Genomic DNA, 14,501 nt, shown 5'->3' on the forward strand with positions numbered 1-14,501 from the left:
GAAGGGCTTTTTCCTGCGAAAAAGGCATGCCGATGAAAACGGTTCTCTGTTACGGCGACTCGCTGACCTGGGGCTACGATCCGTCCACGGGCGGCGGGCGCCATGCGCTGGAAGACCGCTGGCCGACCGTGCTGCAGAAGGCGCTGGGCGAGCGCGTCCATGTCATCACTGAGGGGCTGAACGGTCGCACCACCGCTTTCGACGATCATCTCGCCGGTTCCGACCGCAACGGCGCGCGTGTGCTGCCGACGATTCTGAGCAGCCATGCGCCGATCGACCTCGTCGTCATCATGCTCGGCACCAACGACATGAAGTCCAACATTGCCGGCAAGGCGATCTTCGCCCGCAAGGGGATGGAGCGGCTGGTGACCATCATCCGCAACCACGACTATCCCGGCGATGCCGAGGTGCCTGACATTTTGCTGGTCGCTCCGCCGGTGCTGAAGCCCACGGGCAATGCGATCTTTGCCGAGACGTTCGCCGGTGGTGCGGAAGCCTCGATAGAGCTCGCGAACCATTATGAGGAACTGGCAGACGAGGTGGGCTGCGGCTTCTTCGATGCGGGCTCGGTGGCCGAAGCGTCGCCGCTCGATGGCGTGCATCTCGACGCCGAAAACACCCGCCGCATCGGCGAAGCGCTGGCTTCGGGCGTGCGCGTGATGCTGGAACTGTAATGTCTGATCCGGTGCCAACAGGTCGCCGGTCGGCAAGGGAGAGGTGGATGTCGCACGCAGCGTCGCACAGTGCAAAGATAGGCCTTGCCGCCGGGCTGGCTTTGCTGCTGGCCGGATGCCAGTCTTTGCCGCCTCCCGGCGCGGATTGGCGGGACGATTCCAAGCCTTTCGTCACCGTGGAAAAAGTGCCGGGCTCGAAAATCGGCGTGCTGCGCAAGCCGTTCCGTATGTCCCCGCTCGGCTACACGCCCGACAAGCTCAGCCAGTTCAAGGCTGGACTTTCGGGTCAGACCATCCAGGCGTGGAATGGCGGGCACGGTACGCAGGTGGAATATCTGGCCGCTAACGGTCGCTCGTATCTCTGGTATCCCGGCAACGACAAGGTGGTCGTGGGAAGCTGGAGCGTGCGCAATCGCGACCAGAAGACGATTGGCGGCGGCAGCTACCAGATACCCGAAATCTGCTACACCTATTCCAAAGCGACCTACAATCCGGTGACGGGAGAAAGCGGCGGCGAACTGGAATGCAGCCCGCTGAGCACCTTCTCGATCTACATCAACGAAATGGCCCCTGGCGACCCGTTCCGGCTCGCCTCCGGCTCCGTGCCATTTCCCCTCGACAAGCGATCGACCACGCTTGACGCTCTCTATGCCAAGAAATCTGGAGGCTGATCCATGGCCAACGCCTACGACGTCATCATCATCGGCTCAGGGCCGGGCGGCTATATCGCCGCCATCCGCGCAGCGCAGCTGGGCCTCAAGACCGCGATCGTGGAGCGCGAGCATCTGGCCGGCATCTGCTCCAACTGGGGCTGCATCCCGACCAAGGCGCTGCTGCGTTCGGCCGAGATCCTGCATTTCGCTGAACACGCCAAGAATTATGGCCTGACCCTCGAGGGCACGGTGAAACCGGACCTCAAGGCCGTGGTGGGGCGCTCGCGCGGCATTGCCGAGCGGATGAATGGCGGCGTCGGCTTCCTGATGAAGAAGAATAAGGTCGACATCATCTGGGGCGAGGCAAAGCTGACCAAGGCCAATGAGATCGTCGTCACCAAGACGACCAAGCCGCCGATGCAGCCGCAGGCGCCTTTGCCCAAGAACGCGCTGGGCGAGGGCACCTACACCGCCAAGCATATCGTCATCGCCACCGGCGCGCGGCCGCGTGCGCTGCCCGGCATCGAGCCGGACGGCAAGCTGATCTGGACCTATTTCGAGGCGCTGGTGCCGCAGGAGATGCCGAAGTCGCTTCTGGTGATGGGCTCCGGCGCGATCGGCATCGAATTCGCGTCGTTCTACCGCACCATGGGTGTCGATGTGACGGTCGTCGAGGTGTTGCCGCAGGTCATGCCGGTGGAAGACGCCGAGATTTCGGCCTTCGCCAAGAAGCAGTTCGACAAGCAGGGCATGAAGATTTTGCTCGAAGCCAAAGTGACCAAGGTCGAGAAGGCAGCGAACTCCATCACCGCTCACGTCCAGACCAAGGACGGCAAGATGCAAACCATCACCGCCGACCGGATGATTTCGGCCGTGGGCGTGCAGGGCAACATCGAAAACATCGGCCTGGAAGCGCTGGGCATCAAGACCGAGCGGGGCTGCATCGTCATCGACGGCTACGGCAAGACCAATGTGCCGGGCGTCTATGCCATCGGCGATGTCGCGGGCCCTCCCATGCTGGCGCACAAGGCCGAGCACGAGGCTGTCATCTGCATCGAGAAGATCGCCGGCCTGCCGAATGTGCATGCGATGGACAAGCTCAAGATCCCCGGCTGTACCTATTGCAACCCGCAGGTGGCGTCTGTCGGCCTCACCGAGGCGAAGGCCAAGGAGGCCGGTTTCGAGGTGCGCGTCGGCCGCTTCCCCTTCGTGGCCAACGGCAAGGCGATTGCGCTGGGCGAAGACCAGGGCATGGTCAAGACCGTGTTCGACAAGAAGACCGGACAGTTGCTCGGCGCGCATATGGTGGGAGCCGAGGTGACCGAACTGATTCAGGGCTTCGTCGTCGCCATGAACCTGGAGACGACAGAGGAAGAGCTGATGCACACAATCTTCCCGCATCCGACCCTTTCGGAAATGATGAAGGAAAGCGTTCTCGACGCCTATGGCCGCGCGCTGAACGCATGATAGCCATTCGTCGCGCGGTCTTTTGACGGCAGCGGCGATGCATTATATGCCTTGAAATCAAAGGTCGCCTTTGGCGGTGACCGCAATAGGAACTGCTGATGGTCACCGTTCTCGACCTCGTCAACAACAGGCCCAAGGCGCGCCACCCCGAAAAGGCCCACCGGCCCGATCAGGAAGTGCTGCGCAAGCCGGACTGGATCCGCGTCAAGGCGCCGACCTCCAAGGGCTATGCCGAAACGCGCGAGATCGTGAAATCGCACAAGCTGGTGACGGTCTGCGAAGAGGCTGGGTGCCCGAATATCGGCGAGTGCTGGGACAAGAAGCACGCCACCTTCATGATCATGGGCGAGATCTGCACCCGTGCCTGCGCCTTCTGCAACGTCGCCACCGGCATTCCGACCAAGCTGGATGCCAACGAGCCCGACAGCGTGGCCAAGGCAGTCAAGCAGATGGGTCTGCAGCACGTCGTCATCACCTCGGTCGACCGCGACGACCTGAAGGATGGCGGTGCCGAGCATTTCGCTGAGGTGATCCGCGCAATCCGCGCCGCAACGCCGCAGACCACCATCGAGATCCTGACGCCCGATTTCCTGCGCAAGGACGGCGCGCTCGAAATCGTCGTGGCTGCCAAGCCCGACGTGTTCAACCACAATCTCGAAACCGTGCCGTCCAACTACCTGACGGTAAGGCCCGGCGCACGCTACTTCCACTCAATCCGTTTGCTGCAGCGGGTCAAGGAACTCGACCCATCCATCTTCACCAAGTCCGGCATCATGGTAGGCCTCGGCGAGGAGAGGCACGAGGTGCTGCAACTGATGGACGACCTGCGCACCGCCAATGTCGACTTCATGACCATCGGCCAGTATCTGCAGCCGACCAAAAAACACCACCCGGTCAAGCGCTTCGTTACGCCCGAAGAATTCGAATCCTACGCAACCGTCGGCAAGACCAAGGGCTTCCTGCTGGTCGCATCCAGCCCGCTGACGCGCTCCTCGCACCATGCCGGCGACGACTTCGCCAAGCTGCGCGCTGCCCGCGAGGCCAAGCTGGGGTTGGTGGCCGCAGAGTAGGCGCTACTGCTCGGCCCAGTTCTCGACTGTGAGCAATTCGCGCGGAATTTGTGCGAAAGCTCTATCGGCGGTTACAAGCGTTGCTTCTAGGGACCGAGCATGCGCGGCGATCATCATATCGAGAGCGGAAAGAGATATTCCCTTCGACTGGCATGCGGCGCGCAACTCGCCGTAACTCGCGGCGGCCTTTCGGCCCCAATCCAAGGTCGCCACACGCAACAGCAACTGGTTGACCCGCTCGGCCAGCGCCGATGGGTGGCCGCGCTTTGCGAGGCCATAGAGAAGCTCGCCTTCGGTAACAGTGGAAATCGCCAGAGCATCCATCGGAACTGCGATCAGCCTTTCAAGAATTCGCGGATTGTCGCCGCGAATGATATGGCTGACGATGTTGGTGTCGAGGAGATAGCGGGTCATTCAGCATCGTTCGCGAACGGGTCGCGGTCTTCATCCACACCCCCGGCGCGGTCTTCCGAACCCATGAAGTCAGATGGGATGTCGGCATTCGCGTAAAGAGCGAACAGACCGTCCCAACTGTCGGGTCGCTTCGACAAGATGACGTCACCGCTTTGCGGGTCCCGCCGAATGAAGACATCCTCGCCTTCAAAGCGGAATTCGGCCGGCAGCCGCACAGCCTGGCTGCGGCCAGTCATAAAAATCTTCGCTGTCTTCTGGGCCGTCATGTCGCCCTCCGTATCCATTGAGGCCTGCTCGAAAGATAGAACCGGCAACGATACATATCAAGATAGCTATCATAAGGCAGCAAACTGTTGCATTCCGTATGAAACATTGAGACGGCTTTGCGGTATCACCCCACTTGCCCTTCGCGGCCTGGCACATTAACTCGATTTCCATGCCGCAGTTCGAAACCCGCCGTCAGGTTCCCCATTCGCCGCAGAAGATGTTCGCCCTGGTGGCGGATGTCGAAAGCTACCCGCAGTTCCTGCCGCTGTGCGAGGGGCTGGTGGTGCGGCAGCGCCGCGAGCGCGAGGGTCGCGAGATGCTCGTGGCCGACATGACTGTGGGCTACAAGGCGATCCGCGAGACGTTCAGCACGCAGGTGATGCTCAACCATGCCGAAGAGGCGATCGACGTCAAATATCTCGACGGCCCGTTCCGTTATCTCGACAATCGCTGGCGCTTCGAGCCAGGCCCGGATGGCGGCTGCGCGGTGCATTTCTTCATCGATTACGAGTTCAAGAGCCGCATTCTCGGCGCGCTGATGGGGTCGATGTTCGACCGCGCCTTCCGCATGTTCGCCGAGGCCTTCGAAAAGCGCGCCGACCACATCTACGGTCGCCCGCCTGCGGCGTAAGGCAGTTCAGGTCTCCCGGCTAAGCGCCCTCAGCCCCATCTGCAGCGCATGCCGCACCGTCTCGCGGCGGATGAAGTCGCGGCCTCGGTTCTCAAAAATGCGTTTCTCGGCGATTGCCGCCTTGCCTGAAAGGGCGAGGCCGAACCAGACGAGACCGACCGGCTTTTCCGCCGATCCGCCGTCGGGACCGGCAATACCGGTGACCGCCAGCGTAATGCCCGCGCGCGAATGAGCAAGCGCGCCGGCCGCCATCTCCAGCGCCGTCTGTTCCGAAACCGCGCCATAGGCGTCCAGCGTCGCACCGGAGACGCCCAGCATCTCCTGCTTGGCGTCGTTGGAATAGGTGACGAAGCCGCGATCCACCATGGAGGAAGAGCCGGGGATGTCGGTCATCGCCGCGATGATCAGGCCGCCGGTGCAGCTTTCGGCAGTTGCCGCCAGGATGTTGTGGGCGGCACACGCTTTCAGGAATCGGTCGGCGAGATCGCCGATTTCGGTTGCTTTGACTTCTCCGACGCCCGGTTCTTTCATTCCGGCAGTTCTCCTGGATAGATGACGCTGGCGGTGGCGATGGCTGCAATGCCTTCGCTCCGCCCGACGAAACCGAGCTTCTCGTTGGTCGTCGCCTTCACGGAAACCCGGTCGTCGGAAACGCGCAACATGGCCGCAAGTTTCGCCGTCATCTCGGCGCGGTGAGGTCCGACGCGCGGCGCCTCGCAGATCAGCGTGATGTCGGCATTGGCAATGCGGCCGCCGCGCTCGCGCACGATCCTGGCTGCGTGCTCGACGAAGATGTGCGAGGACGCGCCCTTCCATTGCGGGTCGGACGGCGGGAAATGCGTGCCGATGTCGCCCGCTCCGCAGGTGGCGAGCAGCGCATCCGTCAGTGCATGCAGTGCCACGTCGGCATCGGAATGGCCATTGAGCTTCTTGTCGTGCGGGATGGCGACACCGCACAGCGTGACATGGTCACCGTCCTCGAAGGAGTGGACGTCGTAGCCATTTCCGGTGCGCACATCGGGGAAGAAAGGTGTGCTGCCCGAAAGGCGTTCGTCGGCCATGGCGATATCCCTTGCCCAGGTAAGTTTGACATTGTCGGGGGAACCCAGCACCAGCCGCACCGGGATTTTCGCCCATTCGGCAATCGCCGAATCGTCGGTGAAATCGCTGCGCCCGGCTTCGAAGGCGCGTTGATGCGCCTCGAAGATCGGCGCGAAGGGGAAACCCTGCGGCGTCTGGGCCGAATGCAGCCCGGCGCGCGGCACCGTATGGGCCACCGTCTTGTCGTAGGCTTCCTGCTTGAGTGTGTCGGACACCGGCAGCGAGGGCAGGGAGCCGCAATTGTCTGCGATGCCGTCAATGGTGCGGTCGATGACCCCGGTGTCTACGAAGGGGCGCACCCCGTCGTGGATCAGGACGGCGTGAGGGCGATGCGTGGCCAGCGCCAGCAAAGCCAGCCGGGTCGAATCCTGCCGCGTCGCGCCGCCGACCACGGGGATGATCTGGTTGCCGAAATTGGCCGCGGCCTTTTCGTACAGTTCGGTGTCGTCGGGATGAATGGCAATGACGATGCGGCCAATGCGGGGATGTTCAGCAAAGACCTTCAACGTGTGCCAGATGACCGCCTTGCCGCCGATGCGCCTGTATTGCTTGGGGCCTTCGCCCTGGCCGGCGCGCTCGCCACGCCCCGCGGCCACGATGACTGCGGCATATTCTCGGGACGCTTTGACGGCTTGTTGAAGCGGTGTATTAGTCATGTCGCCCGTCTACAGCATCGCTTTGCAAAGCGGAATGAAATTTGAGTGGGCGCGAAACGCCTATATCTGACGCAATTGCATAGGAAAAACCGGCCGTCGAGGCAAATGCCATGCATTTCACGGTTGCCTAAAATCTGAATGCTGTCTAGAGATTGTGCAAACAGTGGGTTTGCTTCGTTTTTGTGCATGATTGCGACTTCCACCCTTGCGGAACCGCTTATGATCGGCGGCATACCGATCCGCAACCGAGTTTTCCTCGCTCCAATGTCGGGTATCACCGACGAAGCGATGCGTAAACGCGCCTATCGTCATGGAGCAGGCCTCGTCGTGTCGGAGATGGTGGCGAGCGGCGAACTGTCGAAGGGACGCGAGGGCTCGAACCTGCGCATTCGCCATTCCGGCCTTCCCGTTCACATGGTGCAGCTTGCCGGACGCGAGGCGGCCCACATGGCCGAAGGCGCAAAGATCGCAGCAGGCGAGGGCGCCGATATCATCGACATCAACATGGGGTGCCCGGCGAAGAAGGTCACCGGCGGATATGCCGGATCGGCGCTGATGCTGAATCTCGATCACGCGCTGACGCTGATCGAGGCGGTTGTCGAGGCCGTCGACGTACCAGTTACGGTCAAGATGCGACTCGGTTGGGACGAGGGCGCGCTGAATGCGCCCACCCTCGCGCGGCGGGCGGAGGACGCAGGTGTCAAGATGGTCACCGTGCACGGCCGCACGCGCTGCCAGTTCTATCAGGGCAAGGCTGACTGGAAGGCGATTGCAAGGGTCAAGCAGGCCGTGTCGATACCGGTGGTGGCCAATGGCGACGTCAACTCCTTGGACGATGCCAAGACGGTGCTGGAGCTATCCGGCGCGGATGCGGTGATGGTCGGACGGGCACATTACGGCGCACCCTGGGCTGCCGGGCAGATCGCGGGAGAAGCGATGGGACTGGGCGCCGAAGCGATGCCTGACACGCCCGAGGCGCTGGCCGACTATGTGGTCGAGCACTATGAGGACATGCTGTCGCTCTACGGCATCGAAAGCGGATTGCGCCAGGCGCGCAAGCATCTGGGCTGGTATCTCGACCGCCACGCCGGCGGCGGCAGCGAGGATCTTCGCAAGTCTGTTATGACCGGCAAGACGCCTGCCGAGGTGGTCGCGGCCCTGAAAATCGCGCTGATAGAAGGCGCTGCAACCCACACAGAAAGGCGCGCAGCATGAAGCAGCCGTCCGGCAAGCCGATGGACGGGTCGGCCGCGGCCGCGCAGATCGTGCTCAACACGATCCGCCGGCCCGTCATCATGATCGATTTCGACGGGTTCATCACCTTCGCCAATGCCGATGCTGAAGACTTCTTCCGCTCCAGCGCCGCCATGCTGTCGCGCAACCAGCTGTCGCGCTTCGTGCCGTTCGGCAGCCCGATCCTGGTGTTGATCGAACAGGTTCGCGAGCGCCGGTCGCCGGTCAACGAGTACCGCGTCGACCTGTCGTCGCCCCGGCTCGGCATTGAAAAGGTGGTCGATATCTATGCAGCACCGGTGACCGAGATGCCAGGTTCGGTGGTGGTGATGTTCCAGGAACGCTCGATGGCGGACAAGATCGACCGCCAGATGACGCATCGGGGTGCTGCGCGCTCCGTCACCGGCCTTGCCGCCATGCTGGCGCATGAAATCAAGAACCCGCTGTCGGGCATTCGCGGCGCCGCCCAGCTTCTCGAACTCAACGCCTCCGACGAGGACCGCTCGCTCACACGGCTGATCACCGACGAGACCGACCGCATCGTCTCGCTGGTCGACCGTATGGAAGTGTTTTCCGACGAGCGGCCCATCGACCGCTACCCCGTCAACATCCATGTCGTGCTCGACCATGTGAAGGCAATCGCCAAGAACGGCTTTGCCAGCCACATCAAGTTCATCGAGGAATACGACCCCTCGCTGCCGCCGGTCTACGCCAACCGCGACCAGCTGATCCAGATCTTCCTCAATCTGGTGAAGAACGCCGCCGAGGCCATCGGCCACGATCCGGCCGGCGAAATCACCTTGTCGACGGCCTTCCGTCCCGGCATCCGCATGTCGGTTCCCGGCGGCCAGGACCGTGTGTCGCTGCCGCTTGAATTCTGCGTCAAGGACAATGGCTCCGGCGTATCCGAAGACCTGCTGCCGATCCTGTTCGACCCCTTCATCACCACCAAGCCGAACGGCTCCGGCCTCGGCCTGGCGCTGGTGGCCAAGATTGTCGGCGAGCATGGCGGTGTCATCGAATGCGATTCCACGCCGCGCGGCACGTCGTTCCGCATCCTCATGCCGGCGTGGAAAGAAGCACCCGGATCACATGACGACATTCATGGAGACTTGAAATGAGCACTCGCGGACACATTCTGGTGGCCGATGACGACGCGGCCATCCGCACGGTGCTCAACCAGGCGCTGTCGCGCGTCGGGCATGAAGTGCGCGTCACCTCCAACGCAGCCACGCTGTGGCGCTGGGTGGCGGCGGGCGAGGGCGATCTCGTCATCACCGACGTGGTGATGCCGGATGAAAACGCCTTCGACATGCTGCCGCGCATCAAGAAGGCGCGGCCCGAACTGCCGGTCATCGTCATGTCGGCGCAGAACACCTTCATGACCGCCATTCGCGCGTCAGAGCATGGCGCCTACGAATATCTGCCAAAACCCTTCGACCTGACCGAGCTGCTCAACATCGTCAATCGCGCTTTGTCCGAGCCGCGCCGGCCGAAGATCGAGCAGCGGCCCGAGGACCAGCCCGAATCCATGCCACTGGTGGGCCGCTCGGCCGCCATGCAGGACATCTATCGCATGCTGGCCCGCATGATGCAGACCGATTTGACGGTGATGATCACCGGCGAGTCGGGGACCGGCAAAGAGCTGGTGGCGCGTGCGCTGCATGAATATGGACGCCGCCGCAACGGTCCCTTCGTCGCCATCAACATGGCCGCCATTCCGCGCGACCTGATCGAATCGGAGCTGTTCGGCCACGAGAAGGGCGCCTTCACCGGTGCGCAGAACCGTTCGACCGGCCGTTTCGAGCAGGCCGAGGGCGGCACCCTATTCCTCGACGAGATCGGCGACATGCCGATGGAAGCGCAGACCCGGCTGTTGCGCGTCCTCCAACAGGGCGAATACACCACCGTTGGCGGCCGCACCCCGATCAAGACCGATGTGCGCATCGTCGCCGCCACCAACAAGGATTTGCGGACGCTGATCAACCAGGGCCTCTTCCGCGAGGATTTGTTCTATCGTATCAATGTAGTACCGCTGCGTCTTCCACCGCTGCGCGAACGTTCTGAGGATGTGCCGGATCTCGTCAGGCATTTCTTCAAGGTCGGCGAGGGCGAAGGGCTGCAGACCAAGCGCATCTCGTCCGGCGGCATCGAGCTGATGAAGCGCTACCCCTGGCCGGGCAATGTGCGCGAGCTGGAAAACCTCATCCGGCGGCTTGCCGCACTCTATCCGCAGGACGAAATTTCCTCTGAAATCATCGAGACCGAGCTGAAGACCGGCGAGCAGGTCTCGGTGCCGGGCGGCAATCTGATCCCCGACGACCTGTCCATCGGGCAGGCGGTCGAGCATTTCCTGCAGCGCTATTTCGCGACTTTTGGCGACGACCTGCCGCCGCCGGGGCTCTATCAGCGCATCCTCGCCGAGGTCGAATATCCGCTGGTCTTGGCATCGATGACGGCGACGCGCGGCAACCAGATCAAGGCGGCGGAACTGCTGGGCCTGAACCGCAACACGCTGCGCAAGAAGATCCGCGAACTCGGCGTCAACGTCTATCGCGGCGCCCGCCAGGGGTGAAATAACGGGGAATTGTCTCTGGCAAAGCGGCAGAAAGTTTTCCACCGCGCCACATTTGTTGCATAATCGCCACAATGCGTTGCATAGCTACCACGCATTAAGCGCTGAAAGGCAACATGGCGATTCCAGCATTATCCTCAGTCGAGACGCTTTACGCGGCCAACCGGCCACAGGACGGCCGGCGGCTCCTGGCGCTTCCGGGCGTCATCGCCATCGTTCTGGCGCTGGTCTCGGCCGCGGCGTCCTTCGCTATTCTGGTCGGCGCCACGCCGCTTCCACCCACCGCGAACACGACATGGTCGCTGATCGCCATCAATGCGCTGTTCGTCTTCGTGCTCGTCGCTCTGGTCCTGCGCGAAGTGCATCGCATCGTCATGGCTCGCCGCAAGGGCAAGGCGGCGTCGCGGCTGCATGTGCGAATCGTCGCCATGTTCGCGCTGGTCGCGGCCATTCCGGCGCTGCTCATCGCCATCGTCGCGGCAATCACGCTGAATGTCGGCCTCGACCGCTGGTTCGAGATCCGCACCAAGACCATCGTCAACTCGTCGCTGTCGATCGCCGAGGCCTATGTCGCGGAGAATGCGCGCAATCTCCAAGGCACCACTTTGTCGATGGCCAACGACCTCGACAACAACCGCACGCTCTACGGCCTCGACCGCACCGGCTTTCTCGAACTGATGTCACGTCAGGCGCAGTTCAGGGGATTGGCGCATGCGGCGCTGATCCGGCCGGACGGTTCGTTCGTCATGAGCGCGCAGACGGGCGCGGATTTCGCCATGCCCGAGCCGCCGTCCAACGCGGTGGAGACCGCCTCCGACGGCCGGCCGGTGCTGATCGAGCCTAAGACGCGCAACATCGTCGGCGCGATCATCAAGCTTCGTGAGCTCGATGACATGTATCTCTACACCATCCGGCTGGTGGACCCGGAAGTGATCCGCGCGCGCCAGATCGTGACGGCCAACACTGACGAATATCGCGGCATGGAGGCCAACCGGCGCACCTCGCAAGTGGCCTTCGCACTGCCCTATGCGTCGCTGACGCTGATCATCGTGCTGTCGGCGATCTGGACCGGCATCGCGGTGGCCGACCGTCTGGTGCGTCCGATCCGGCAGCTCATCGGCGCCGCCGACGAGGTTTCTACGGGAAATCTCGACGTGTCGGTGCCGGTCAGGCCTTCGGACGGCGACGTCGCGAACCTGGCCGATACGTTCAACAACATGCTGATGCAGCTCAAATCGCAGCGCAACGAAATCCTGCATTCCAAGGATGTCGCGGACGAGCGCCGGCGGTTCTCCGAGGCGGTGCTGGCGGGTGTCACGGCCGGCGTCATCGGCGTCGATCCGCACGGTTCGATCACCATCGTCAACCCGTCCGCCGAGCACATGCTGGCCATCTCGGGCAAGGATGTGATGGGCGAGAACCTGTCCATCGTGCTGCCGCATGTCGGCCGCGTGTTCGAGATCGGCCGCAAGTCGGGCCGGCCGGTCTATCGCGAGCAAGTCACCTTCTATCGCAGCGGGGCGGAACGCACCTTCAACGTGCAGGTCACGGTCGAGCAGGAAGAGCACCCCGCCGAGGAAACCTCCTATGTCGTCACCGTCGACGACATCACCGACCTCGTGCAGGCGCAGCGTTCGTCGGCCTGGGCGGATGTGGCGCGCCGCATCGCGCATGAAATCAAGAACCCGCTGACGCCGATCCAGCTTTCGGCCGAGCGCATCCGTCGCCGCTACGGCAAGGTCATCACCGAAGACCGCGAGGTGTTCGATCAGTGCACGGAGACCATCATCCGGCAGGTCGGCGACATCGGCCGCATGGTCGACGAATTCTCCGCTTTCGCCCGCATGCCCAAGCCTGAGATGCGCTCCGTCGATCTGCGCGAACCGCTGCGCGAGGCATCGTTCCTGATCGAGGTCAGCCGCTCCGATATCGCTTTCGAGCGCGATTTTCCCTCGACGCCGCTCAAGGGCACCTATGACAGCCGGCTATTGGCGCAGGCGTTCGGCAACGTCATCAAGAACGCCGCAGAGGCGATCGACGGCGCGGACCGCGAGGACGGGACTACCGGCACGATCCGCGTCCGCGCCACCCAGCAGGGCGGCATGATCCGCATCGATGTGATGGACAACGGCAAAGGTCTGCCGCGCGAGAATCGCCAACGGCTGCTCGAGCCCTATATGACCACGCGAGAGAAAGGCACGGGTCTCGGTCTCGCCATCGTGAAGAAGATTGTCGAGGATCATGGCGGCAGGCTCGAGCTGCATGACGCGCCCGCCGATTTCCATGGCGGCCGTGGCGCCATGGTCAGCGTGATCCTGCCGGCTTCGGAAGACACCACGCTCGCGTCGGCCGGACAGCAAGCGGAAGAGAACACAACGGAAAAGGTCGCAAATGGCATCTGATATTCTCATCGTCGACGACCAGCAGGACATCCGCGAACTCGTTGCAGGCATCCTCAGCGACGAGGGCCACGAAACCCGCATCGCCCACGACGCCGATTCGGCGCTGGCTTCGATCGCGGACCGCGTGCCCCGGCTGGTATTCCTCGACATCTGGCTGCAGGGCTCGCGATTGGACGGTCTGGCGCTGCTCGACCAGATCAAGACCATGCATCCCAGCCTGCCGGTGGTGATGATCTCGGGTCACGGCAATGTCGAGACGGCGGTCTCGGCCATTCGCCGCGGCGCCTACGACTTCATCGAAAAACCGTTCAAGGCCGACCGGCTGATCCTGATCGCCGAGCGAGCGCTGGAAACCTCGAAGCTCAAGCGCGAGGTCTCCGATCTCAAGCTGCGCAGCGGCGAGACCTTCGACCTGATCGGCATGTCGTCGGCGATGACGCAACTGCGCCAGACCATCGACCGTGTCGCGCCGACCAACAGCCGCGTCATGATCATCGGGCCTTCCGGTTCCGGCAAGGAACTCGCCGCGCGCGCGATCCACGCGCTGTCGGCGCGCAAGACGGGCCCGTTCGTCACGCTGAACGCGGCGACGATCACGCCGGAGCGCATGGAGATCGAGCTGTTCGGCACCGAATCGAATGGCGGCGAGCGTAAGGTCGGGGCGCTGGAGGAAGCGCACAAAGGCATCCTGTATCTCGATGAAATCGCCGATATGCCGCGTGAGACGCAGAACAAGATCCTGCGTGTGCTGGTCGACCAGCAGTTCGAGCGCGTCGGCGGCACCAAGCGGGTCAAGGTCGACGTGCGCATCATCTCGTCCACCGCGCAGAATCTCGAGGCGATGATTGCCGAAGGGCGATTCCGCGAGGACCTCTACCACCGTCTCGCCGTGGTGCCGGTGATGGTGCCCGGGCTTGCCGAACGCCGCGAGGACATTCCCTATCTCGTCGACAATTTCATGCGCCAGATGGGCAGGCAGGCAGGCATCAAGCCGCGCCGCATCGCCGACGACGCCATGGCGGTGCTGCAGGCGCACAATTGGCCCGGCAATGTCCGCCAGCTTCGCAACAACATCGAGCGCCTGATGATTCTGGCGCGCGGCGGCGAAGCAGACCAGCCGATCACCGCCGACCTGCTGCCGTCCGAAATCGGCGATATGATGCCACGGACGCCCAACCAGTCGGACCAGCACATCATGGCATTGCCGCTGCGCGAGGCGCGCGAGATGTTCGAAAAGGAATATCTCATCGCCCAGATCAACCGCTTTGGCGGCAACATCTCGAAAACCGCCGAGTTTATTGGTATGGAGCGGTCCGCGCTTCACAGGAAGCTCAAGTCCCTCGGCGTCTAGGATCGGT

Annotated in this window: 14 protein-coding genes; 10 read left to right on the plus strand and 4 right to left on the minus strand. The window is 62.9% G+C overall.

From position 1 onward, the window contains the following. The first annotated feature begins 32 nt into the window (after positions 1-32). The 4 genes from ICI42_RS16310 to lipA all read left to right on the plus strand — a co-directional run bounded on the left by ICI42_RS16310 (position 33) and on the right by lipA (position 3,864). Complete coding sequence (locus ICI42_RS16310; protein WP_188165914.1) at positions 33-674, plus strand: SGNH/GDSL hydrolase family protein; 642 nt, start codon at positions 33-35, stop codon at positions 672-674. A 47-nt stretch (positions 675-721) separates the two neighbouring features. Beyond that, on the plus strand, positions 722-1,345 hold the full coding sequence (locus tag ICI42_RS16315; RefSeq protein WP_188165660.1) for a hypothetical protein: 624 nt from the start codon (positions 722-724) through the stop codon (positions 1,343-1,345). A 3-nt stretch (positions 1,346-1,348) separates the two neighbouring features. Beyond that, a complete protein-coding gene (gene lpdA / locus ICI42_RS16320) occupies positions 1,349-2,794 on the plus strand; it encodes a dihydrolipoyl dehydrogenase (RefSeq protein ID WP_188165661.1) in 1,446 nt (481 codons plus the stop codon). 98 nt (positions 2,795-2,892) lie between these two features. Then, positions 2,893-3,864, plus strand: a complete 972-nt coding sequence (lipA, locus tag ICI42_RS16325; protein ID WP_188165662.1) for a lipoyl synthase — start codon at positions 2,893-2,895, stop codon at positions 3,862-3,864. 3 nt (positions 3,865-3,867) lie between these two features. Here lipA and ICI42_RS16330 read toward each other — a convergent pair whose 3' ends face one another. Together ICI42_RS16330 and ICI42_RS16335 are read right to left on the minus strand one after the other, a co-directional pair. Further along, positions 3,868-4,278 carry a type II toxin-antitoxin system VapC family toxin gene (locus ICI42_RS16330; protein WP_188165663.1) on the minus strand — a complete coding sequence of 137 codons (411 nt, stop codon included), beginning with the start codon at positions 4,276-4,278 and terminating at the stop codon, positions 3,868-3,870. Next, positions 4,275-4,544: an antitoxin gene (locus tag ICI42_RS16335; RefSeq protein WP_188165664.1), complete on the minus strand. Its 270-nt coding sequence runs from the start codon at positions 4,542-4,544 to the stop codon at positions 4,275-4,277. Before ICI42_RS16335 ends, ICI42_RS16330 begins: the two co-directional genes overlap by 4 nt. 170 nt (positions 4,545-4,714) lie before the next feature. On the opposite strand from ICI42_RS16335, the gene ICI42_RS16340 reads away from it, so the two are divergent. After that, positions 4,715-5,176: a type II toxin-antitoxin system RatA family toxin gene (locus ICI42_RS16340; protein WP_188165665.1), complete on the plus strand. Its 462-nt coding sequence runs from the start codon at positions 4,715-4,717 to the stop codon at positions 5,174-5,176. Positions 5,177-5,182: 6 nt separating this feature from the next. Here ICI42_RS16340 and ICI42_RS16345 read toward each other — a convergent pair whose 3' ends face one another. Next, positions 5,183-5,707 (minus strand): CinA family protein, encoded by a 525-nt coding sequence (locus ICI42_RS16345; RefSeq protein ID WP_188165666.1) that lies wholly within the window; start codon positions 5,705-5,707, stop codon positions 5,183-5,185. Next, positions 5,704-6,933 carry a bifunctional 2-C-methyl-D-erythritol 4-phosphate cytidylyltransferase/2-C-methyl-D-erythritol 2,4-cyclodiphosphate synthase gene (locus ICI42_RS16350; protein ID WP_188165667.1) on the minus strand — a complete coding sequence of 410 codons (1,230 nt, stop codon included), beginning with the start codon at positions 6,931-6,933 and terminating at the stop codon, positions 5,704-5,706. Before ICI42_RS16350 ends, ICI42_RS16345 begins: the two co-directional genes overlap by 4 nt. 186 nt (positions 6,934-7,119) lie before the next feature. Here ICI42_RS16350 and dusB point away from each other — a divergent pair, with 186 nt between their 5' ends. The 5 genes from dusB (at position 7,120) to ntrX (ending at position 14,494) form a co-directional block, all read left to right on the plus strand. After that, entirely contained in the window at positions 7,120-8,148 is a 1,029-nt protein-coding gene (dusB, locus tag ICI42_RS16355; RefSeq protein WP_188165668.1) for a tRNA dihydrouridine synthase DusB, read from the plus strand. Then, positions 8,145-9,287 carry a two-component system sensor histidine kinase NtrB gene (locus ICI42_RS16360; protein WP_230980406.1) on the plus strand — a complete coding sequence of 381 codons (1,143 nt, stop codon included), beginning with the start codon at positions 8,145-8,147 and terminating at the stop codon, positions 9,285-9,287. Before dusB ends, ICI42_RS16360 begins: the two co-directional genes overlap by 4 nt. Continuing rightward, entirely contained in the window at positions 9,284-10,741 is a 1,458-nt protein-coding gene (gene ntrC / locus ICI42_RS16365) for a nitrogen regulation protein NR(I) (RefSeq protein ID WP_188165669.1), read from the plus strand. Before ICI42_RS16360 ends, ntrC begins: the two co-directional genes overlap by 4 nt. A 116-nt stretch (positions 10,742-10,857) precedes the next feature. Continuing rightward, a complete protein-coding gene (locus ICI42_RS16370) occupies positions 10,858-13,143 on the plus strand; it encodes a sensor histidine kinase NtrY-like (RefSeq protein WP_188165670.1) in 2,286 nt (761 codons plus the stop codon). Next, a complete protein-coding gene (ntrX, locus tag ICI42_RS16375; RefSeq protein WP_188165671.1) occupies positions 13,133-14,494 on the plus strand; it encodes a nitrogen assimilation response regulator NtrX in 1,362 nt (453 codons plus the stop codon). Before ICI42_RS16370 ends, ntrX begins: the two co-directional genes overlap by 11 nt. Positions 14,495-14,501: the final 7 nt, after the last annotated feature.

Source organism: Oryzicola mucosus (assembly GCF_014534685.1).
GTDB classification, from domain to species: Bacteria; Pseudomonadota; Alphaproteobacteria; order Rhizobiales; family Rhizobiaceae; genus Oryzicola; species Oryzicola mucosus.

Excerpts from the sequence above, each read along its gene's own strand:
- ICI42_RS16310 (WP_188165914.1), top strand. The coding sequence starts at position 33 with ATGAAAACGGTTCTCTGTTACGGCGACTCGCTGACCTGGGGCTACGAT.
- ICI42_RS16315 (WP_188165660.1), top strand. The coding sequence starts at position 722 with ATGTCGCACGCAGCGTCGCACAGTGCAAAGATAGGCCTTGCCGCCGGG.
- lpdA (WP_188165661.1), top strand. The coding sequence starts at position 1,349 with ATGGCCAACGCCTACGACGTCATCATCATCGGCTCAGGGCCGGGCGGC.
- lipA (WP_188165662.1), top strand. The coding sequence starts at position 2,893 with ATGGTCACCGTTCTCGACCTCGTCAACAACAGGCCCAAGGCGCGCCAC.
- ICI42_RS16330 (WP_188165663.1), bottom strand. The coding sequence starts at position 4,278 with ATGACCCGCTATCTCCTCGACACCAACATCGTCAGCCATATCATTCGC.
- ICI42_RS16335 (WP_188165664.1), bottom strand. The coding sequence starts at position 4,544 with ATGACGGCCCAGAAGACAGCGAAGATTTTTATGACTGGCCGCAGCCAG.
- ICI42_RS16340 (WP_188165665.1), top strand. The coding sequence starts at position 4,715 with ATGCCGCAGTTCGAAACCCGCCGTCAGGTTCCCCATTCGCCGCAGAAG.
- ICI42_RS16345 (WP_188165666.1), bottom strand. The coding sequence starts at position 5,707 with ATGAAAGAACCGGGCGTCGGAGAAGTCAAAGCAACCGAAATCGGCGAT.
- ICI42_RS16350 (WP_188165667.1), bottom strand. The coding sequence starts at position 6,933 with ATGACTAATACACCGCTTCAACAAGCCGTCAAAGCGTCCCGAGAATAT.
- dusB (WP_188165668.1), top strand. The coding sequence starts at position 7,120 with ATGATTGCGACTTCCACCCTTGCGGAACCGCTTATGATCGGCGGCATA.
- ICI42_RS16360 (WP_230980406.1), top strand. The coding sequence starts at position 8,145 with ATGAAGCAGCCGTCCGGCAAGCCGATGGACGGGTCGGCCGCGGCCGCG.
- ntrC (WP_188165669.1), top strand. The coding sequence starts at position 9,284 with ATGAGCACTCGCGGACACATTCTGGTGGCCGATGACGACGCGGCCATC.
- ICI42_RS16370 (WP_188165670.1), top strand. The coding sequence starts at position 10,858 with ATGGCGATTCCAGCATTATCCTCAGTCGAGACGCTTTACGCGGCCAAC.
- ntrX (WP_188165671.1), top strand. The coding sequence starts at position 13,133 with ATGGCATCTGATATTCTCATCGTCGACGACCAGCAGGACATCCGCGAA.